Here is a 22,124-nt window from a genome sequence, read left to right on the forward strand (position 1 = left end):
AACTGTAAAGAAAGTATCAAACTTATTGATAGCAATGCTAATCTACGTCTTAACAAAAATATGATTGAACAGGAATTTAATAAACTAAAAAAACTATTTAAATAGATGTATTATAACCATAACCTACGTGTGAATCTGAAAGAATGGAGAAACAGACTTATAAAATCAAGCTATGAGCAATTTGATAACTTCCATAAATATTTCTTTGATAAAATTGAAAACATTCCTACTTTATATTCGTACATCTCAGCTAGTCCTTTTGTACCTAAAGAAGGTGCTTTTACTAATTTAAATCTTTATTATCGAATGAATCCAAGTTTTGAAAATGAAGAACACGAGGCAGTATATAAGTATTATCTAATAAAACATCTAGTCTCCCAGTCAAAGATTACAGAGTATACGATGGATTTAGTAGGTGCATCAGATTATAAGCAGTCTTTAGGAAATTACGTTGAGGAATTTATAGACCCAATTACCAATTATCTGCACGACAAATTGGACGAAGGCAGTTCAGTATTATACTTGCTTGAAAAATATAAGTTACGTACCGAATGGTTTTTTAAACAAAAGTTGGCTTGTCTATATAATGATCATAGTCATATTGGAGAAAATAAGCTGGAAGAAGACCTACGTTTATATTTATACGACCAAGGTATCGACTATCCGTTTTCTACACCATTGTCTGCTTCCGGTAGGGCAGATATAGTAAGCATGTTACATACTGACGACCCTTTAGTTTTAGAGATCAAAATCTATGACGAAAGCAAAAATTACAAAAAAAACCGTATAGCCGAAGGCTTTTCTCAAATTATAAAATATGCTAATGACTACCATAAACAGGTTGGTTATCTGGTAGTATTTAATTTAGACGCTGTAAACTTTGAATTTCAGTGTGAAGAAAACGAAAAAAATTGGCCAAATAGAGTCATTTTCGAAGGTAAGACCTACTATATTATTGTGATTAACCTCAACAGTGATAAAACAGCTAGTAAGTCGGGAAAAATAAAAAAAGTGTCTATAACCTTAGATGATCTTACTTTACAAAAGTAATCTTGTAATTCATAGATAACAAGCTAAAATCATATTATTAACCTATTTTAAAGTAAAAAATGGCAAAAGCAAAAAAAGCCGAAGAAATTTCATTAGTTTCAGTCAATCCGGACGTTCCCAAACCTAAACTTACAAAATTAATAATAAAAAATTATCGTTGCATTGGATCAACTTCCGTCCAACTAGATCTAAATGAAATCGTTGTATTAGTTGGAGCAAATAATGTTGGCAAAAGTTCAATTCTAAGAGCTTATGAATTAGCGATGTCACAAGGTTCGGCAAAAGCCGATTTAAGTATCGAAGATTTTCCAAACAATAAAATAGATCCAGATAACCTACCTGAAATCGAAGTTCACACTCGAGTTTTTGATAATGCGCCAGGTGATAAATGGATTGAAACCCTTGACAATGGCGACTTAATTGTAAAAGAAAAATTCACTTGGAAAAATGTCGGGAAACCGATTAGACAAGGCTGGGATGTGGAACTCCAAGAATGGAGCGAGAATGTTCCTTGGGGCGCTCCAAATGTAGCCAATTCACGTAGACCCGAGCCGCATAAAGTAGACGCATTTGATTCCCCCGAAAAGCAAGCAAATGCCATTAGAGATCTTCTAATGCAGGCTTTAAATGAGAGGGTTAAAAATTATAAAACAACGAACCCTGAGGAAGGTGAAGAGGAAAATGACTATCAGAAATTATTAGGTCAAATAAAAAAATTGCAAAAAAAGATTCTCGATGAAGCCCAAGAACAGATTGACGAAGTCAACGCTGAATTGACCACTTTAATAAGTAAAGTATTTCCGAACTACAAGATCGATTTTGATGCAAAGGCTGAAGATAATTTGGATAAAGCAATAAATCTGTTTAAATCAGATGCTCAACTACTTATGGGGCCATCTGATGGGTATCTTAGCACAATCGATCGGCAAGGGAGTGGAGCAAGGAGAACTTTGTTATGGACTGCGCTTAAATTTATTTCTGAAAATAATCAAAAGTCGAAGCCTGACAGTGCTGTAACAAGACCTCATCTACTATTAATAGATGAACCAGAAATATGTTTACATCCAAATGCAATTAGAGAAGCTTGTAATCTATTGTATGAATTACCAGAAAATGGAAATTGGCAAGTAATGGTAACAACCCATTCTCCTATTTTTATTGATTTTGCAAAGGATAACACAACTATAATAAAAGTTGAGAAGGCTGATAATGGAGAAATTAAGGGAACTACAGTATTTAGACCCGATAAAGTTAATCTAGATGACGATGATAAAAGAAATTTAAAGCTTTTAAACTTATGTGATCCATACATGGCGGAATTTTTCTTTGGGGGCAAAGTCATAGTTGTGGAAGGAGATACTGAGTATACGGCATTCAACTATGTTAAACGGAAAAAACCTGATTTATATAACAATATTAATATAATTAGAGCCAGAGGAAAAGCTACTATTGTATCCTTAATAAAAGTGTTAAACCATTTCGGTTCGGACTATGCAGTACTTCATGACTGTGATAAACCTAGGATCACGACTAAAAAGGGACGGGAAATGGCGAATCCGGCTTGGGGTAATAACCCAAATATCTTAGAAGCTATAAATTCAAAACCTGATGGTACATCTACTAGACTCCTTGCTTCTTTACCAAACTTTGAAGAAGCTTATTTTGGTGATGTAGCTGATGAAGAAAAACCTTACAATGCTTTAAAGAAATTAGAAGAAAATGAGGGTTTCTTTGACACTGTAGAGACATTGTTAAAAGCCCTGATAAATTTTGAATCAGCTCCTCCAATAAATTGTACCGAATGGAATTCAATTGAAGAGTTAGAGGAAAGATTACAAGCTGTATTAGTATAAAATGCTACTGTGTGTTGATAAGACACTGTTTCATAAAGTGTGTAAGTTATAGAAATGCGGAGTTTGAAAGGACTTCGCATTTTTATTTACCGAGACTGTAAAGTAAACTGTGTCAGAGGAATAATTCAATAAGATTATTTATATTTAATTATCCAAACGATACGGTCATGAAAGAAAAAGACCCATTCGACTTTGAACGCTTCAACACATAAATCAAACTCACTGAAAGAATAAAGATAGAAAGCAATCTAACTTACTAATGCAATAGTACAAAATCATTTCGATAAAGGATAAAAAGTCATCAATCTGCCATTAGCATCAATATCAATGACAAAATAATCGCCCTGATAATAAACGGCTTTTTTACCATGCCGTTTAAATGGCCTTTTCTCTTTCTGAGAGAAATGTTTAGAAATCTCATCATGCACCAAATTCAAAACTATTTTAATCAAACGAATAATGGATTTATAATCATACTGGAAAGAGGTCTTGTCGGAGAAACGTTCTCCAAGCTGATTTTCATAGACATGTCTTGAAAAGATATGAATAAAACGTTCATAATCTAACCATATTGGATATTTTGTATTGGTCAAATTTAAACCTTCGAAAATTGCAGATATTTTGATGAGTTGTAGTAAAGCACTCTGATATTTTTTTTCGAGATTTTTAATATTCAGGGAAGCCTTTCTTAGTTCTCGATGTAAAATTTCAACACGCTTTTTCGTCCTTTTTTCGTTCATCTCTTTAAACCAATTCTCTTCTAATACACTTGCTCTACCCTGAAGGTATTTATTCTTTAAATAGTAATAATATATATAAGAATTGAGGTCGCCTGTGGCCGAGTCAACGAATAATCGATTATAATTTTCTTTATCTATTAATTTGCCATGTTTATCTAAGAGTAATGCTAAATATTGATAGTGCTCAAAAGGACATAATGCATAACCAGACTTAATTTTGTCCTCATACATAAATATACTGAAGCTATCAACGTCTGTATCGGAAAAATCAACATCAACTTTAATCGGCTTAGGTAATTCTTTTATCTCTCTCGAAGCAAAGCTATAATTATCTCCCAACGGATAATAGGTCAAACGCATAATCTCCGAAGTCGGAAACCCTATATTAAGAAGATTTGTTCTAAGGTCTTGATCTAACTTTTTCAACACATCTTCAAATTTGACAAAACCATGGGTTCGAGGTGTGGGTCCAAACGCAATAGATTTTTCAAATTCTCGACACTCATCTCGCGTGTAGACAAAAACGCCAACCAAATACTTCCCATACAGTCTATGACATTCAGTATCTGGAAAGAATTCTACACTGGCTGTATTACTATAACGACCACAGGAACAATAAATATCCTCCAACGAATATCTCATAAAGCCAATAATCTTTTAGAACAATGCAATTTGACTTTCCTGCTCCACCTCCACATTAACCTGTGCCATTAGCTCATACAAAGGGATCTCACCATTCAGCACCTCAAAACTTACGACAAAAGCATAAGGCACTTCCTCTTCAAAATCTTTTTCCCATCCTTTATGCCCAACAATGGCAAAAGAAAGTTCCTCAGGTAGATTGTATGATTTCACCGTTGCCCAATCTTTCTGATTAGCATTTGCTTGCCGTTTAATCCCCTTCACAATACCCCAATTAGGGTTTTCATCTATAGCCCAAGAAATCCGAGTAGGTTGATCAAACGGACCACCATCTTCTATCGTACCACCTGCTTCCAAGTTCTTTAATACTTCCTGTTTAAATGCTTCAAAGGGTTGCCCCATTGGAGCAGACTGCCAAGATAGCCACGAGGAGAGATAAGAATTAATCCGACGACGGGTACGTCTAATTTTAGCGGTATAACACAGCGATACCTCGATTAAAATATCATAATCTTCACCTTGTCGTCGAAGCGCCTCAGGTATCTGTATGGAATACAGATTGGCTTGTCCCGGCGAAATAGCCCCTGATGTTGTGAATGTAATCCGTCTTGCGGAGTTTTCCACCGCACGTTCGGCATTGGGTATACCATAGCCATAGTGTCTAATATCTTCGATTGATGGCCTATTGCGAACATGCTCGGGCAACCGTGCAGATTGGATAAGCAAAGCTTTATGAAATAACGTTTCTTTCCCTGGAAATTGTAAGACCAATCTTGCGAGGATATGGGACACTTTCGGCGCAGCAAAGGATGTACCGATGGAATCACGTGATACCCCCAGACCTTTGGATACAATTAATTCTGGACAAGTCTGATCTTTAACCACCATGTTGTCCCCACGCTTCTCCGTCACCCAGTCACCACCATATTCGACCAGTTCGGGCTTGATCGAGTTCCACATCCCCAACCCGCATCTGGAAAAAGAAGACACATGGTCTCTATCACCAAAAGACTTGTGATCATCATCTTCGTAAGTATCCAAACAAACTGATCCTACCGTGATGGAAAACAAACTTTGAGCAGGATCGGCAATGCGTGATGCATTCTCTAATAAATATGCTGGATAATCTCTGCCGGATAATCGGTGATTCTTTATACCTGGGTTATTTGGGTGAAAGCTTTCATCTTTGATATTTCCCGCCGAGACTACAAATATATGTCCATCTTCGTGTGTTAGTCTATCCAATGAGGCGGCCCATTGGGACATGTGTGTCGTGCGGCAAGCGACTCGATTGTTTATCGAGACATTAAAGACATGTGCATCTCCGAATGTGTCACATACATCTTCCATCAGTTGTGGCGGAAAAATGCGAGAAGAGAGCTGATTATCTCTGTTTAGCACCCTTGCATTATACAAATAACATGGGGGCTGATACATTCCTTTTGGTATTGTATTTCCATACAGCAGAGCACCGGCAACACGAGTGCCATGGCCACCGTTAACGACTTCATCGGCGACAGTATCGGGTATATCAGGAACGAAATTTCTAGATCTTTCTGTAAGCACTGCAGGTGCTAATAATCGATGTCCTTCCATAATACCACTGTCTACAACACATACCTTTGGCGCGTCTTCCAGCGGTGGAAAAACATCTATAGCCCACTCCTCTCCTTCTCCTTCTAATGCCACGGGGGAGTCTATCTCCGTCTTTTCAATCACCTCAAATACATACGGATAGTTAAGCACAAAATCTTTTAATACTGTTCCAGCTAGACGTACGCTAAAGCCAAAACTGTCTACCTCGGAAACGAAACCGCTGATGATCTCCGCATCATAGACTTCAAGAAAACGTTGTACATCTTCGTGCCTACTGAATTCAAAATCGTCTTTTTCTATCTCATATTGTTGATATCGATCTCTCCATCTTTCAATTCGCTGTTCATATCTTTCATCTGAATCTTCCCTATCTCTTGCAGGATACTCCGGCGCTTTCAAATAACAAGCGATCGACACATCTACGGTCAATATATCTTCGTCGCCTATCTGATCCCACCTTTTTTGCAACTCTTCAGAAAGAATCTGCTCGACACGCCAGTTCTGCCCCAGTACTATATCCCAAAGTTGAGCTGTATTAACTGCTTTGCCCTCTTCGACAAACTGCTTAATTTTCTTTTCAAGAGACTTAAATCCGTCTACACTCGCACCAATAATAAATCCTTCGTCCTCTTCGGCGATAATCTCTATACCGAACCCTTTCAATGCTTCAACATCAAATCCGTCAGGGTCGACTTGCAAGAATACTGGGATGATGTTTTCATCTAGATGAGGTAATCCTTTTTGCGCTCTTCCAACAAGTTCGTTTTGATACCGTTCCTTTACAGAGTTAGCATTGCCTCCTATAAACGCACCATGGTTTCTGTTATTGTTACGATTTTCTGCTGTTCTCGGATGCGGAGGTCGAGGAGTTTGTGGAAATTTAAAATCACCTTTAAAAGAATCTTTCAAGGGAAGATGTGGAAATTTGGGCATAAGTTAGTTGGTTAATTTAGGCTTACACGATATCCTTTACATATTACGTTTTATAGTTTTTATTTTCTTGCATGGATTGAAGGAAATGCGTCATATCTACTTCCTGTTTCCCACTAAGCACAGCGATTTTGGCAGCGTCGAAAGCTATTTTTACAATAAGCGCAGCGGAATAGTTCAATAAATCTTTGGAGAGCTCATTCCATTTCACTTCTTTGGCAACTTTGATAGCTCCTAACGTATTTTTAAGTATACGAGTTATTTCTTCATTGCCTGGCTTTGGCAATTCTATGATGTCATCGAATCGTCGGAATAACGCGGGATCTATCGTTCCTTGTAGATTGGTCGTTGCGATAACAATGCCGGGACCATCGAAATCTTCGAGAACGTTTAGTAAGATATTGACGACACGGTGCATCTCTCCTACGTCCTGTTTATCCCCGCGAGCTTTAGCGATAAAATCAAATTCGTCCAGTAGTAAGACACAAGGATAGGAAGCTATCGCTTCAAATATTTTTTTTAGATTACTAGCGGACTCACCAAGATAAGAAGATATCATCGCTTCAAAACGTACTTTCAAAAACGGTAAACCTGTATTCCAAGCTATACGCTCGGCACTCATGCTCTTACCGCAACCAGGCGCTCCGTGTAATAAAATGCGTCTTTTTGGCTTCAAGCCAAACGCCGCTAATCGTTCTCGAGCGACATATTCTTTTTCTATTCGTTGGATTTTCCCTTCTATATCCCCGGGTAGTACCATCTCGTGACGCAATGTTTCGCGCGGTATTTCTACCGCAAGTGGAATATTCTTTCTATTGTCAGTGGGAATCGCGATCGTCGAACCAAAGATATTTTTAAGTTCTCCTTTTAAAGATTGCGTTGATTGCACATTTCGCTTTAGAATACCGGTCAACCGCTCAGCCAATTTGCTATGCCCTTTCTTACGCTCGGCATCGATAATAGCATCTGCTACCTTGACGATATCATCGTTAGGTTCCCCTTCAATGGAGCGAAATAACCGAAACATTAAGTCTTGATTCATACCGTTATAAGCGTTTTTGTTTATTGTATCCTTATTAAATATACGAAATTGTTTATAGAAAATGCAAAGATAAGAATTACAGAATTGGAATGCTAGCCTTTAAGTCAAGTATTCCAGAGCAAACGCATCTAGTTTGTTTTGACCATTTTGATAATACAAAATCCAATAGCAATATATTTTTTATTATATATTCGAATTCCTTCTTACTGTTGCAGCTGTTTTTCCTCAACATCAAGTCGCTAGCTCCCACATAGAATATTTGAAAGATCCTTTAACAACAATTTTATTATGATTTTTAAGTTTTGTTATCAAATTGTGGACTTTCCTTTTCCGCTGCTTATCCTTAATCCAATCTGGCAATTTATTCCATTACAATGTTAATAGATAAATTGTGGACCTAGGAATAACCGATTAGGAGAACGTAATAAGAGAAAGCTAGGACATACATATAATGAATTGCCTATGCCATAGCCTTACAATCCATCGTCAAAGAATTCTTTAAGAAAGCTTCAGCGCTAGACAAAAAAATAACAATTTACGGGTCCGCGTATAAATGATTAATCAAGCAAAATAAATCTTCAGAACAGATCTAAATACCCCGATCACCTGGAGATCTACAGCCTCCTCATCTTTCAATACAATGGGACTGTAGGAGTCGTCTGAAGACTTGGGTAAGAGGATAATTTCCTGATGTTGCCAGCCCTCTTCCGTAATGGTCTTTTTACTCGAATATTCTTTAATGGTATAATTGGCTCCAAAATCGCGATCTTCAAAACTACTGGATTCAACCAAACAGATAAGGCCATTTCTGGAACCTCCCTGATAGCGCTCAAATAAACAGATCGAACCGTTGGGAATAATCTTGTTCATGGACTCCCCGATTACTTTACAGGCAAAGTAACGTTGTGAATCCTGATAGCGTTCTTCCACTTGAACATATTGCAAAGTCTCACTTTGTTGCAATTCGGAAAAATTGCCTGCTGCGATCTCAAGATCATAATACGGTATAGAACTCGCTGTAGGTTCAGAACTAATAAGCTGTGAAGAAGTGACACTCAAATCGTTTTCACTATTTCCAGTCACAACCTCCATATGTTGACTTAGATAGGCTTTAAGATTCGAATTACACACATAAACGTAGACGCCTCTAATCCCTCTAAACATCAACGTCTTGTAGATATTTTTAACATAGAATAATAAATCCAGGTCATCGGTGCTATTCTTCCCGTTCGTATCTTTATATTCATCCCGATACACCACGATAGTTTTAGAAATAGGATCATAGTCGATCTCTTTACCAAAAACAATAGCGATATAATTTAGGTCATTGCCAAATACGGTGTGTATACTTCCTACTTCATTTATCGCATTTTTTGAATTGATCCAATCTTTAGCTGTCGAATTCCAACGAAGATCTATCCCCTCAATAGTCATATCGTAGAGATGCCTGTTTTTTTTGTCCTTTGTCTTATATTCCCAGCTAAAGCCTGCAACCAATCTAGACAGTCCCGTCTCTGCTTCCTTCTGGAAAACTTGACCACGCATCGCTACAAAACTGTCAAACAGCTTAAGCTCAAAATCATTCGATTCAAATCTTTCGTTAGGCAACAATTCCAAGTCAAACAACCGATGGACGAAATCAGTAAACAAGTCTCCTCCCTCGGAGCGAATTTGCGTCTGCAAGCGTACACTATCATATGCCTTAGAGTTCTTTAAAACTTCAAACCTTGAAGGTGGTAAATCAGTCGTACGGATAGATTGGTTGTTGTCATAAAAGAAAATCTGATTTTCCGACTGCTTCAAAACCCAATCCAACTCTGTTCCTTCGTTGATATCAAATCCAAGACGCATATTACTCTTATCAAAATCTCCATAACCAGATATATTTTTGCGTCTGCGCAGGCGATGGGCCTCATCCACTAAAACCACCTTGTATGTTCGTTTTGAAATATCTGTTGGCGATATAACCATACTCGAACTGAGCTGATCAATATCTTTGAACACTTTCTGCAGGGTACTGCGCAAGGAGGTCATCGATACGACAATAGCGACTTGATCTTTAAGATCTTTTTCATTTTCTACTGTAATACCATGTTTGTCTCGATATGCATTAAGCAACTCGAATGCCTCCATCGAGAATTCATCCTTCATCTCAAACTGTTCAAAATAGCGTATGGGCGTAACAAGCAATTTAAGTACATAAATCGCAATGATAGTCTTACCAGTACCTGCATTCCCCTGTATAAAGATACCTTTTTTGTCGTCCACGAGCATTTTCAAACAGGCCAGAACTGCCTGCTGCTGGTCTAGGTTCAAACTCTTGTAGGGTGAGTACTTAAAAACGTTGCTGTTAATGATCTCTTCAAAAGACGTGCGCGCTATTTTAAGTTCTTCGAGTTGTTTCCATATCTGCGGAAACAATACCTCATATTCTTTCTTCTGGTGATAGTAGTGCCCGTTATTGCCAAGGTTGGCATTGATTAGTTTCAGACCCTTTTCTGCTGAAAAAAGGTTGATCAGGAATGCTTCTAAATGCAGGGTAACGGATTTGTTGAACAAATGGGAATAGATCGCATGTCGGATTAATAGGTCTTTCTTGCTGTCGTGTCTATTGTGGCTTGAAAAGCGGTTCTTGATATCGATAGATTCACCGATATAGATTGACCTTTTATCGTTGAGCAGATAAACAAGTGCACTGTTATAAAAATCTAGTTTGCTATCTGTATCCTTAACCTCTCCTGTGCTACCGACGGGAACAATATGAACTTCTTTAATATCCAATTCTGACATGCGTTATTAATTACAGTTCATTATACTTTTTAGCAGTTCCCTTGGCCTTTTCTACAGGATATTTTTCGTTATTGAGTTTCATCTTGTCCTCCACGATCTCCTTAACATCAAGTCCGTGCTTATCGGCAAGCAATAGTGCGTACATAAGCACATCGGCAAGCTCATTTTTCAACTTGTCAGGGTTGGCATCTTCATTTCCTTTCCACAGAAAAAGTTCCAGAAGCTCGGAAGCTTCGATGCTCAATGCCACCGCAAGATCCTTGGAATTGTGAAACTGCTCCCAATCTCTCGCATCTCTGAATGCTCTGATCTGTGCTATTAACCGCTGAATATCCGACATGATAAAATCCTTTAACTAAAAACTGGCCTTTGTCCAAATATCCGAAATATTGTTTAGGAATAAAAGGAAAAAGCCACATCTCACGATATGGCTCTACAACATATATATTTATTTGAGATGGCTCTTATTTATAAGAATTGATCGATTTGGATACTTTCCAGTCATTGCCCACACGCTCCAAAGTAACTAAATCTGTTTTGGCGAAGTTTTCAAATTTCAAAGTCACTTTAGCGACCATATAGTCTGCCGATTCCTCGATGATATCAGTGCTTACTGTACAGTTTAGCTTTTCACCTTTTTGTTTTTTCAAGGATTTAATCACTTCGCTACGGCTGTTAGACTGTGCATTGATAGCTTGGATCTTTTGGTTGAAATCAGCTGCAAATAACTGCTCAACTCCTGCTGATTCGCCCTCTGTGGTTACCGCAACATAGTGTTCTAAAGCGAAGTCTGCTGTAGAAAGGTTAATGTTAGCTTTTGTTGCTTTTGCTCCAGGTCCTTCAGCTGCCATAGCGAAAGTAGATACTGCGATTAGGGCTGCTGCTGCGAATGTTTTTACTAGCGTTTTCATAATGTCTTTTTTTATAGTGTTAGTTCTGTTGTTCTTATTTGTTGACTCAAAACTACGACATAATACGCCCTTAGCCAATCGGCTTTAGACCAACGATCGGGAAAACTCGGTGAATGGCGGGAATAGGTAGGTAAGTCTGCTTCGTATCAGATTCGTACCACGTTCGGATCATCAATAGATATTGTACAGACACTCAACAGACCTTGTCCAGTCTCTGTACAGGGAAAAACTGGTCAGAGACAAGTCAACAATAGAACACTACACGCCCTGATCCGAAGGCTGTACGAAGCAGGTACGAATATAACCCCTATAAAAGTTATTTAAACTCATCCCTAATTAGCAGTTTTTAGCAAATAATGCCTAGTGCAGCGACGAAATCCTTGAGTTCGTGTTGGAGCGATCACTGAGATACCATGTTTTTGGTCATAACCATGCAGGCTATGGTAAGAGGAAAACTAAGGCTATCCAGTTCATCAACGCTTCCTCGTATGAGCTGTTGAAGGAAAAGGTGTGATTAAACTACACGACCAACTCAAGTGTATTCAAGATCTATAAACGAGGTGATACTACTATCTTTCTACTAATTCTTCTACTTTCTTTCTACTTAATTATTGTAATTGCGATCCACTAGCTGGCTATCCCCGAGGCAACTCGCTATTTTAAATAGATCATGAAAAAGCCACATCTCCCGACATGGCTTTACAACATATATATTTATTTGAAATCGCCCTTATTTATACGAATTGATTGATTTGGATACTTTCCAGTCATTACCCACACGCTCCAAAGTAACTAAATCTGTTTTGGTGAAGTTTTCAAATTTCAACGTTACTTTAGCCACCATATAGTCTGCTGATTCTTCTAAAATGTCGGTGCTTACTGTACAGTTTAGCTTTTCGCCTTTTTGTTTTTTTAAGGATTTAACCACTTCGCTACGGTTGTTATTTTGAGCATTGGAGGCTTGGATCTTTTGATTAAAATCTTCGGTAAATAACTGCTCTACTCCTGCTGACTCGCCCTCTGTTGTTACCGCAACATAGTGCTCTAAAGCGAAATCTGCTGTGGAAAGGTTAACATTTTCTTTTGTTGCTTTTGCTCCAGGTCCCTCAGCTGCCATAGCGAAAGTAGATACTGCGATTAGGGCTGCTGCTGCGAATGTTTTTACTAGCGTTTTCATAATGTTTTTTTTATAGTGTTAGTTTTTTAGTTCTTATTTGTTGACTAAAAACTACGACACAATACGCCCCTAGCCTATCGGCTTTAGACTAACGATCGGGAAAACTCGGTGAATGGCGGGAATGGGGAGGTGAAAGTTCTCATTCAAAATATCGCTTCAATTGAGCTATATTTAAATAGGGAATTACAAAAGTCAATGGAGCATAAAACGAAAGGTATATATTTAATAAGTCCTTACCTGCTCACCAATTGGACAATTAAATAATAAAAAAATATCATGCGCAAAATAATAATCTTATTTACTTTCTTAGCCGTATCAGCCTTCCAACTTATTGGTAGCTGCTTTGCTCAAACCCGATATGTTGTGTTTGATCAAGACAAACTAACCGATTCATTGGACGGGCATTTATTCTGCAAAAGAACATATGCAGAAATCAGATCCGACAGCACCAATTTCCCAGACTTAACTATTTATAACTTTCTGTTCAAAAAAAGCATAACTGATGATGATTCAAATCAAAAAGTATTTCAGAATTTTATAAGCTTTGAACGTGAAGGGAAAAGTTTACCCGTTGATATCTTAGTTACAATAACGCCGTTGACAAGGTCTAAATTTGAGCTAAAAAATATCTCGAAAGCCATTGTTAACAAGGATATAAACGTAATTTCTTTGGATAGCCTATTGCGAACCTCAGCAAAAGATATATTTTATGCGACTTATGCTCCTTTAGGTATTTTTTCAGAGACGCCATCACTCAATTTGAAGAGAACGGATTATAAAATCGTGATAAAGCGAAAAAATGAATATTTTTTAGTTGACAACGAGACCTTAACTGAATCCTATTTTATTGGTAATGGCTATATGGAGCCTTATAGAACCAATGCAGCGGGAATATATCCGCAGAGTAAGAATTTTTCAAAACAAAATTATCTCTCCGCTGAAAAGTTAAATACGCTAAAAGGGGGAATAATAAAAGATACTACGATAAATTTAAATAATCAAGGTCGAACTATAGCTATAGATAAATTTTGGACAAATGAGCCTCACATTCCTTTTACAAAAAGTGCAGATTTAAATAAAGGTAATGATTGGTATGCAGTAGAAGGAGTTGGTGATTTTGAGTTCTATTGGGACAATGGTATATTAAATGGTAATTTTTTGGACTATTTCAAAAAAGCCAAGTTAAATTATATGCCCGATAAACAGCTCAATAGAAAACTGAACCTTTGGTATAAAACAAAGAAAATTAATGGAATACCACTCAAAGATTTTTTTAAAAACAAAGGTTTGGACAACACAAACTTGAAATCAATGTTATAGTTATCAATACCCAATGTTTCATTGGCGTTATACATTGTAAATTCAATTATCTTAAAAACATTTGGTGAAGAAACGATAGGAAATATAAAAATTACTATACAAATAAAAGCTAAGATAAAGGGGCTGATGAAGAATCAGGCCCTTTTGACGTAAAAAAAGCCACATCTCACGACGTGGCCTTAATAAACATATGATTCACTAGAGGTCTGTAGTCTGCCTGAGCTGACAAACCACTAGTTATTAGATACTATTTATACGAATTGATCGATTTGGATACCTTCCAGTCATTGCCCACACGCTCCAAGGTAACTAAATCTGTTTTGGTGAAGTTTTCAAATTTCAACGTTACTTTAGCCACCATATAGTCTGCCGATTCCTCGATGATAGCTGTGCTTACTGTACAGTTTAGCTTTTCGCCTTTTTGCTTTTTCAAGGATTTAACCACTTCGCTACGGCTGTTAGACTGCGCATTGGAAGCTTGGATCTTTTGATTAAAATCTTCGGCGAATAACTGTTCCACCCCTGCTGATTCGCCCTTTGTGGTTACCGCAACATAGTGCTCTAAAGCGAAATCTGCTGTAGAAAGGTTAACGTTTGTTTTTGTTGCTTTTGCTCCTGGCCCTTCAGCTGCCATAGCGAATGTAGATACTGCGATTAGGGCTGCTGCTGCGAATGTTTTTACTAGCGTTTTCATAATGTCTTTATTTTATAGTGTTAGTTCTGTTGTTCTTATTTGTTGACTCAAAACTACAACACAATAGGCCCTTAGCCTAAAGGCTTTAGACTAACGATCGGGAAAACTCGGCGAATAGCGGAAATAGGGAGGTGAATTTATTCTTCAAGAAATCATTCTCGTTCCAATAGGCTCTTTCCCTCTTCGCTGATCCGATCGGGAGTCCAAATAGGATCCCAAACGAGCTCGATAATTATTGCCCGCTGTGGAAATTGCTGTTGCAATGTTTTTTCAACGCCATGAACGATAGAGTCGCCCATCGGGCAATAGGATGAAGATAACGTCATGGTAACAACAATACGACTGGGATCGGTTAAATTAATATCATAAATTAAGCCCATATCTACGATGTTGATCCCCAATTCGGGATCCATCACAAGCATCAATACCTGAACAGCTTTTAACTGATCGGAAGCCTCCGGTTTTGTTAGATCAATTTTCATGGTATCTTTCATTAAATATATAGGCGAGGTGCGTAGTTTATTTACTTTTTCTTTGATGAAAAATTACTTTTCCGACATTGACAACATAAACAGCAGCAAGTGCTGCCCAAAGCCAGGCTGCACAGTATAATGCCCACCTGAATCGACCGGCTACAGCAACCGCCATGACGACAAGCGCCACTAGGTAAAGATAATATTGTATAGAAAGTAATCGCTGACTATAAAGTTCCTTGGGCAAAGGTATTTTTTTGATGCCATTGAGATCTTTATAGCGCCAATTCCAGATCATAAAAGGCAGGGTCTTATAGGTCATCCCTAAAATAATACCCGTTAACCATCCAAAAAACACCCATACGGCATATAAATTCACCCAATTACCAGACTCCTGCCGGACAACCATAGGTAAGGTGAGAAACGCGAACAATAAACTCAAAAAGGAAATGAAACTATGTTTCATCGGAATATCCAGTACCTTACGCGCCCGGTGCACAAAACAATCCACGACAAAAACGGCCCAGCAAACTACTCCCAATAGCACTATTGCTCCAAAGGTAAGAGATCTTAATCCCACAGGATGGCTGTATCCGTCCAATAAAAAAAGTACCAATCCAAGGTTTATCAAAATGACCGAAACATAAAGCCACTTTGTTTTGGTGGATTGTCCCAAGAGAAACATCGGCAGCATCTTCGCTCCCGCTCCCAGGATCAACTGCAAAAACCAACCAACAATACCGACGTGGGCGTGTAGCTTTAGGATATCGAGGTGACTTTTTGTTAGAAAACCATGGGCTAAATTAATGGCAAGCAAAAGGCCTAAGGTGGTTGTAAAACAAAGCCAGAAGGCCGAGAACGTAAAATAAAGGCGTAGTTCAAATAGATGCTCCACATCTTTAGTCGTCATCCACAGCAAGTAGAAGTACAGGTAGGAGCTGAGCGTAATCAATAGCCCTCCAACGCACATGAGTAAACCGATCTTGAAATACCAGAAACTATAAATCAACACACAGGTTCCCGATGTCAATAGGATATAACTGAAAAATGCCAATTTGGAAGAGCGAAGTGAACGTTCAAAAATAACCGGCACCAGCTGATACGCCGCTCCATAAATCACCATCGTGCCCCAACCTAGTGCTAGGCTATGGACGATTGCCAGCACTTTTGGTTGAAAATGGTGCCCAAAGAGCTGCCCCCCGCTAAAAACCAAGAGGAAGCTGAACAGTAGAAAAAAAATGCCCGCAGTGATAAAAAACGGCAATACAGCATACGCTTCTGGGCTCTTATGAATAGCAATATGTGCCATTTTATTTAACGGGGTAAATTAACAGATGGACATCTCCAGGATGTTGTTCATGGATGAAAATCCGATAAGAAAAATGATCCAGTTCTTCTAGTAAATGGAGCGGAACCTTCCGATGTTTTACATAGACAACCTCATCGGCTTTCAGTTGAGCAAAGGCCTCAAGAATTGATTCCATGGGCTGCGGCATAGGCAATGTCCTGACATCCAATGTAACAAGTTGAAGCGCGGAAAGTCGCGCTAATTTCTGCTCAAAAAGTCGTTTCGGCACAAATGAAATATGATCGCCCTCAGCAGGCTGAACGGACAGCACTGTATCTTTTTTATAAAAGTAACTTCTGAATTCGCCCTCCGCCCATTCGTGGCTATAGCTTGGCACTCCACGCTCCTCCATACGCCTAATCAATGGAATGGGGACAAATGAATTGCTGATGCAAAGAATCCCTCCTGCGACGAGTGAGCGATACAACTGAAAAATATCTTTTAATGGATCTTGCCCCATTTCCAATAGGGGTCTCACATCGAATACAACCGTCACTGCTGCATCATCCATCCAACTTGGCCGCTCTGCTGCATCGAATGGATCATTGACTTTCTCAGCTCCATCTGACATCCAAATAAAGCCGAGCGGTACCAGCGCAGCACGAAAATCTGCAACCGAACATCCGCCAATTTTTGCTGCTTCGCCTATGGAGACCCGAGGGGCCAGTATCCGACGCAACACCGGGATCCGGATCTTACGCAAGGGTTTGGCAATAGCTGCAATGGCTTCAATGCTTAAGTCATTATAGCTGATCAGTTCTGAAATCTTGGTATGCTGGTTTATCCGCATGGCTTTTCTAGTTTTTAATTCATTTGAACACCGTAGCTCGCGAGCAACTTTGGAAATAAAATATTATTCTCCAGGTGGATATGCTGCAAAAGATCGGATTCGAAAGATTCGATCTGTGAAAATAATGACGTGTAGGAATTGCAGGCATTGGCTGGCAATGTGTAATTTTGGGTAATTTTGCGCAACTGCTGAAGTTCCTTTCCTGAATCTTCGTGTTCGGAAATCAAAAATTGAATGAGCTGCTCTACCTGTTTGCTGGTCAATTCTTGTTCATTCTTGGTTGCCGGAAAGAGCTGCTTCTCCTCTTTATCCAAATGATGGTAAAGGTCATCAAGAAAGGCATCGAGTTCTTTGGACAAGTTGACCAGCTCGGGATGCTGCTGTGCATGCACATCGGCCACTTTATGTGCAAGTTCCTGAATAATCGGTCCTTTTTCCCGGACATACCGATGATGAACATTCTTAATATAATCACTTAAAAAATCGATATCCCAATCTTTAAAATTTAGCGGTGGGCCGGCTATAGGAAGCTCTTCGGATTGGTTTAACCGTCTGCGCAATTCAATTTCATCGAGACCAACACTATGAGCGGCCTCCTTAAGCGTCTGCTTACCACCGCAACAAAAATCTACCCCAAGCTGTTTTAAAACTTCGGCCTTGCGGATATCCTTGGCAGCAATATGGCCAACGGTTTCCAGTGTTTCGCTTTCGAGCGGTTTGCCAAGGCGAACCTGCCAGTATTCGGGCCCCGATTCAAGATAATTCCAAATGAGATCCTTTCCACGTTCACCCAGCAACTGATAATAGAGCGGTTTAGGATCATGATCGTTTTTGATAATAAATGACTCGCCCGAATCCAGGGCATCGAAGTGATCAAATATGGTCGGGTGTTTAAGTCGAGGTTCTATATTGAAAACCTCCAATAACGGTGATTTAATCATGATAATAGTATTAAATGGTCAATAAATTATTATAAATCCTTTTTCTTAAAATAGCGAATAGATAGCCCTAGAGGAATGAGGCACCAGAGCAACATGACCAACAGGGTGATCGCAATGCCGAATGTATTACCGAAGAAATCCCGAAATATCGCCCCTGTATAGCCCATCATCGCGGATAGATCGACCTGTAATAAAATAAGGATGCGACAGATATCGATGGGATTGAGCATGGACAGTGCAACCATTCCATGTTCGATGGGATAATCCGCAAACTGAAATAGGATGAAAAGCACCAGTGCGTCAAAAAGCAGCGTGAAATAAAGCCAAAGCAAAATTGCCAATCCTATCCCCTTCGACTTATCTCTGATCAATACAGATGTCCACATCGCGATCGAAACGAAAATCAAAGAAAGTAACAGTCCGCAACCGACCAAAGTAATTCCCGAAGAGCTAAATGCATAGATAAAAGTTGGTATGCCAACGCCAATAAAAAAAGCTAAACTAAGTGCACCTGCCAGACCCACATACAGGCTGCCCCAAATGCTTTGCCGTTGCAAAGGCTGACTGACAAGGCAATTGATAAACTCGGAACTCTGGTAGATATAGATGCCTGAAAAAATGATACTCATCAGCGGAACTACAAACAACACAATATTCAGTAGACTGAGTAATCCCTTTTCATAGTTGTCCTCCATGCTATAGACCGTCATGGAAAGTACAAAGAGTAATATGGTGTAGCATAAAATGGTCTTGTTGCGCAAGAGATCCACAAAAACGTAGCGTATAATTTTATTCATCTTTTCTCTAATTAGACAGGTCGCGGTTCTGCATCAAATAAGCGATTGCTTTAGATAGCTTTTCAGTACCTGTATCTTCTTTTAATTGCTGCAAACTCTTATGAAACTTCAGCTCTCCTTCCTGCAGAAAGACAATCTGCGATACAAATTCATCGAGATCACTAAGCACATGGGAACTGATGATGATCAGTTTACCGCGTCCGATTTCTTTTTTGATTTTATCCTTGAGAATTTCGGTAGACAGAGGATCCAGTCCTGCTGTAGGTTCATCCAGGATGAGTACTTTGGGGTCAAACATAAATGCGATACAGGCACTTACTTTTTGTCTTGTGCCACCGGAAAGCGTTTCCATCCGTTTTTCCAACAGCTTGTCCACGCCAAAAGCCTGATAAAGATCCGAATCCGCCTGGGGCTGTTTACGGATATCTTTGATCATATCCAGGACCTGTTTGATGGACATATTCTCAGGATATTGACCGATCTGCGGCATATAGCCGATATGGTTCCGATAAGCCCATTGCTTTCCAATGTCCTGTCCTTCAAAAGTGATCCGTCCGGCACTCGGCATGACCATACCTAGGACAGACTTGATCAAAGTAGTCTTACCACTGCCATTGGGGCCAATTAAGGCAACGCATTCGCCGCCATTCAAGGTCAGATCAATGCCCTTTAATGCATTGAATTTTCCAAAGCTTTTCGTTAACTGCTGGATACTAATCATACTTTTATTGATTTCATGCGAGGCTTATCGTCTTTAAGCCCCTCGGGTGTCAGACTTGGTAATAGCTTTTCAGTCCGGTCGAACAACATGGCCATAAAACTTCGAAAAAGTAACATCGCCGAAGGATAGCGCTCAACCATCATCGAGAATAGGCTAACGGGACGAAAAGGGATATCCCCAAATCCGTCTTTGTCCAGATCGTATCCCTCGTATTTGTCCCAATAGTTATGCACAAAGCTGTTGAGTGTAAGGGTACCATTGGTGGCAACATCAAAGGTATTCTGAAGAAAATTATTGTCTTTAAGCACATTGTCCATACAGCTCGACTGAATCTTGAGCCCCCATCCGTTGCTCTTAAAATTGTTATGTTCAATATGGATACGATTCGATCCTTCCATAAAAATACCCGTGGTATTGCGGCTAAACTGATTGTTGATGATCTGACTATCGGAAATATCTTTGAGCAACAATCCATAGGCGGCATCGCCCCAATTCTCTTCGAAATTATTGTTTTCCATATGGACATGCTTGGTATACATAACAGCTACACCTGCACCATTGCTGCGAAAGGTGTTTGAGATGTAACTGTTCTCATGGGAAAACATAAAATGGAGACCATAGCGCAGATTTTTTTCAGAAAGATTGCCCTGTACTCGAGTATGGGTCACAAACTCAAGATAAATACCGTCCCTATGTCCAGACACTTCATTATTTTCAACACTTAAACTATCTGATTTCCAAGCATGAATACCATTACCAATCAGCTGCTCCGCTGTACCAAAAGCTTTGAGGATATTGCCCCGTATTTCAACGTTTGTAGCATTCTGCGCATAAATCCCGAAAAAATTGTCCACGAGCTCATTGTCAAAAATTTTGATATGCGCTGTATTGTAAATTTTAATACCGGCAATATCATTCATGGAAGAATGTCCCGAATGCTGTATTAAAAAGCCTTGAACAGTAACCTGCGGTGATTTGATCGAGAGCGGTTCATATTTTTTCTCGCCGTCCAGCACAGGTTTTCCCAGGCCTTTCAGGAAAATTGCCTTATCAATAACAATATTCCCCTCCTTATACACACCCGCCGCTACTAAAACGGTATCACCTGATTTCGCTTGTGCTAAGCCAGCCTTTATTGTTCTGACCGACTGCCCCTTTCCTACCTGGATGGTTGTCGCCGATACAGGCACGTTTACGAGCCAAAGACAAGCCATTGCACAGTACAACGCTAAAGCTAGATTCTTCATTGTTATTCATTTATTTCCACAGATCATTCCAGGTCATCACCGTGCCACCGATCTCTGCTTTGACCTTATCCAGTTCCACCCGTTTTTCAAATACAGCAACATTGCCTCGCATTGGGCTTTTCAAGGCTTCACTTTTGAGATAATATGCACCTTCAGCCGGTACGAGCTTATGGCTAACATAATCCGGCAGGTAATAAACGGCAATCTCTTCTTTTTTGACCGAGTTCCCTTTGACAAAGGCGATCATACATTGTACGTCATCAAAATTAAAGACCCGTCCCTTTTTTGTCTGCAGCTGCGTACCAAAACGCGCGTCCGTTATTGTCATCTTACAGTGGGAACATTGCTCGCTACCGTATTTAATAGGCTTGGGTTTATTGTTGCCCTGACAGGCCTGCAAACTACATAGAACCAGCAATATACTACTACAGATCAACGCAAATAATTTATAGTTTCTCATATGATTTTAGTTTTAGGGTTTTATTATTTTGCCACTCCCGCACTGTACAAAAGGCCAAGATAATTCCACAGAGTATAAAGATCCATCCCCCGATATCAGGTATAGAATAGGCGCCAAAATTTAAAAGCTGTTTGTATCCGATCAGTGGTGGCTGATAAGACATTCCGGGAACTTTTATCGGTGCAGATGGATCGAGCTGATGCCCATAGTTGTATTCCCAGATATAAAAGTCAACCAGGGCTGCGACTCCAAAAAGCAGAAAACAAAAGAATAAGCCATAGAGCAGTTTTCTATTCTGCACGAAACCGGTAAGCAAAAAAGCAAGCGCAAAAAATAAGATGATATAGGGCAAGACCTTAAATTCTATGAAATCTTCCGCATGTAGCGTTTTCATCCCGATATAGTGGTTCAGTCCATTGATAATATCAACTTGTCCGGCCAACTTGTTGCTATAGATCTGTAGTTCTAGCCCTTCTGGGTATTGTGCTGCGTCGAGCTCAATACGCCAGATGGGTAGGAAGATGACCGCTACCAGGGCCAGGCCACTCAGGATCAAAAGAATCCGATGTACTGCTGACAGGTGACTTGTAGTTTTCATCATT

At 39.4% G+C, this 22,124-nt stretch carries 20 protein-coding genes; 3 read left to right on the plus strand and 17 right to left on the minus strand.

Annotation, left to right across the window (positions count from 1 at the left end; translation table 11 throughout):
• Positions 1 to 129 precede the first annotated feature (129 nt).
• Entirely contained in the window at positions 130 to 1,050 is a 921-nt protein-coding gene (locus tag AACH28_RS09510; protein ID WP_341832789.1) for a hypothetical protein, read from the plus strand.
• A gap of 59 nt (positions 1,051 to 1,109) precedes the next feature.
• Positions 1,110 to 2,903 (plus strand): ATP-dependent endonuclease, encoded by a 1,794-nt coding sequence (locus tag AACH28_RS09515; RefSeq protein ID WP_286778439.1) that lies wholly within the window; start codon positions 1,110 to 1,112, stop codon positions 2,901 to 2,903.
• Between the two features lie 275 nt (positions 2,904 to 3,178).
• Here AACH28_RS09515 and AACH28_RS09520 read toward each other — a convergent pair whose 3' ends face one another.
• The 7 genes from AACH28_RS09520 to AACH28_RS09550 all read right to left on the minus strand — a co-directional run bounded on the left by AACH28_RS09520 (position 3,179) and on the right by AACH28_RS09550 (position 12,731).
• Complete coding sequence (locus tag AACH28_RS09520; protein WP_286778438.1) at positions 3,179 to 4,285, minus strand: hypothetical protein; 1,107 nt, start codon at positions 4,283 to 4,285, stop codon at positions 3,179 to 3,181.
• Between the two features lie 15 nt (positions 4,286 to 4,300).
• Positions 4,301 to 6,814 (minus strand): S8 family peptidase, encoded by a 2,514-nt coding sequence (locus AACH28_RS09525; RefSeq protein WP_286778437.1) that lies wholly within the window; start codon positions 6,812 to 6,814, stop codon positions 4,301 to 4,303.
• 43 nt (positions 6,815 to 6,857) lie between these two features.
• Positions 6,858 to 7,853, minus strand: a complete 996-nt coding sequence (locus tag AACH28_RS09530) for an AAA family ATPase (RefSeq protein WP_286778436.1) — start codon at positions 7,851 to 7,853, stop codon at positions 6,858 to 6,860.
• A gap of 561 nt (positions 7,854 to 8,414) precedes the next feature.
• Positions 8,415 to 10,643: a DNA/RNA helicase domain-containing protein gene (locus AACH28_RS09535; protein ID WP_286778435.1), complete on the minus strand. Its 2,229-nt coding sequence runs from the start codon at positions 10,641 to 10,643 to the stop codon at positions 8,415 to 8,417.
• A gap of 10 nt (positions 10,644 to 10,653) precedes the next feature.
• Entirely contained in the window at positions 10,654 to 10,983 is a 330-nt protein-coding gene (locus AACH28_RS09540) for a nucleotide pyrophosphohydrolase (protein WP_341832790.1), read from the minus strand.
• 124 nt (positions 10,984 to 11,107) lie between these two features.
• On the minus strand, positions 11,108 to 11,554 hold the full coding sequence (locus tag AACH28_RS09545) for a nuclear transport factor 2 family protein (RefSeq protein ID WP_341832791.1): 447 nt from the start codon (positions 11,552 to 11,554) through the stop codon (positions 11,108 to 11,110).
• A 730-nt stretch (positions 11,555 to 12,284) separates the two neighbouring features.
• On the minus strand, positions 12,285 to 12,731 hold the full coding sequence (locus AACH28_RS09550; protein ID WP_341832792.1) for a nuclear transport factor 2 family protein: 447 nt from the start codon (positions 12,729 to 12,731) through the stop codon (positions 12,285 to 12,287).
• Between the two features lie 276 nt (positions 12,732 to 13,007).
• Here AACH28_RS09550 and AACH28_RS09555 point away from each other — a divergent pair, with 276 nt between their 5' ends.
• Positions 13,008 to 14,051 (plus strand): hypothetical protein, encoded by a 1,044-nt coding sequence (locus AACH28_RS09555; RefSeq protein ID WP_341832793.1) that lies wholly within the window; start codon positions 13,008 to 13,010, stop codon positions 14,049 to 14,051.
• A 247-nt stretch (positions 14,052 to 14,298) separates the two neighbouring features.
• On the opposite strand, the gene AACH28_RS09560 is transcribed toward AACH28_RS09555, so the two are convergent.
• The 10 genes from AACH28_RS09560 to AACH28_RS09605 form a co-directional block, all read right to left on the minus strand.
• Positions 14,299 to 14,745: a nuclear transport factor 2 family protein gene (locus AACH28_RS09560; RefSeq protein WP_341832794.1), complete on the minus strand. Its 447-nt coding sequence runs from the start codon at positions 14,743 to 14,745 to the stop codon at positions 14,299 to 14,301.
• A gap of 152 nt (positions 14,746 to 14,897) precedes the next feature.
• Positions 14,898 to 15,227, minus strand: coding sequence for a metal-sulfur cluster assembly factor (locus AACH28_RS09565; RefSeq protein WP_070565732.1), 330 nt, complete (start codon positions 15,225 to 15,227; stop codon positions 14,898 to 14,900).
• Positions 15,228 to 15,264: 37 nt separating this feature from the next.
• The gene (locus tag AACH28_RS09570) at positions 15,265 to 16,527 is read right to left on the minus strand and encodes a hypothetical protein (protein WP_341832795.1); all 1,263 of its coding nucleotides are present in this window, start codon (positions 16,525 to 16,527) and stop codon (positions 15,265 to 15,267) included.
• A gap of 1 nt (position 16,528) precedes the next feature.
• Complete coding sequence (locus tag AACH28_RS09575) at positions 16,529 to 17,356, minus strand: DUF2249 domain-containing protein (RefSeq protein WP_341832796.1); 828 nt, start codon at positions 17,354 to 17,356, stop codon at positions 16,529 to 16,531.
• A 14-nt stretch (positions 17,357 to 17,370) separates the two neighbouring features.
• A complete protein-coding gene (gene ric, locus AACH28_RS09580) occupies positions 17,371 to 18,297 on the minus strand; it encodes an iron-sulfur cluster repair di-iron protein (RefSeq protein ID WP_075991505.1) in 927 nt (308 codons plus the stop codon).
• Between the two features lie 29 nt (positions 18,298 to 18,326).
• The gene (locus AACH28_RS09585; protein WP_070565740.1) at positions 18,327 to 19,094 is read right to left on the minus strand and encodes an ABC transporter permease subunit; all 768 of its coding nucleotides are present in this window, start codon (positions 19,092 to 19,094) and stop codon (positions 18,327 to 18,329) included.
• A gap of 7 nt (positions 19,095 to 19,101) precedes the next feature.
• On the minus strand, positions 19,102 to 19,815 hold the full coding sequence (locus AACH28_RS09590; RefSeq protein WP_341832797.1) for an ABC transporter ATP-binding protein: 714 nt from the start codon (positions 19,813 to 19,815) through the stop codon (positions 19,102 to 19,104).
• Positions 19,812 to 21,062, minus strand: coding sequence for a nitrous oxide reductase family maturation protein NosD (locus AACH28_RS09595; protein ID WP_070565743.1), 1,251 nt, complete (start codon positions 21,060 to 21,062; stop codon positions 19,812 to 19,814). The genes AACH28_RS09590 and AACH28_RS09595 overlap by 4 nt, the downstream gene beginning before the upstream one ends.
• Positions 21,063 to 21,072: 10 nt before the next feature.
• Positions 21,073 to 21,522 (minus strand): nitrous oxide reductase accessory protein NosL, encoded by a 450-nt coding sequence (locus AACH28_RS09600; protein ID WP_341832798.1) that lies wholly within the window; start codon positions 21,520 to 21,522, stop codon positions 21,073 to 21,075.
• Entirely contained in the window at positions 21,509 to 22,123 is a 615-nt protein-coding gene (locus tag AACH28_RS09605; RefSeq protein WP_198386050.1) for a hypothetical protein, read from the minus strand. Before AACH28_RS09605 ends, AACH28_RS09600 begins: the two co-directional genes overlap by 14 nt.
• Between the last annotated feature and the right edge of the window lies 1 nt (position 22,124).

It is taken from the genome of Sphingobacterium thalpophilum (genome assembly GCF_038396785.1).
Lineage (GTDB): Bacteria > Bacteroidota > Bacteroidia > Sphingobacteriales > Sphingobacteriaceae > Sphingobacterium > Sphingobacterium thalpophilum_A.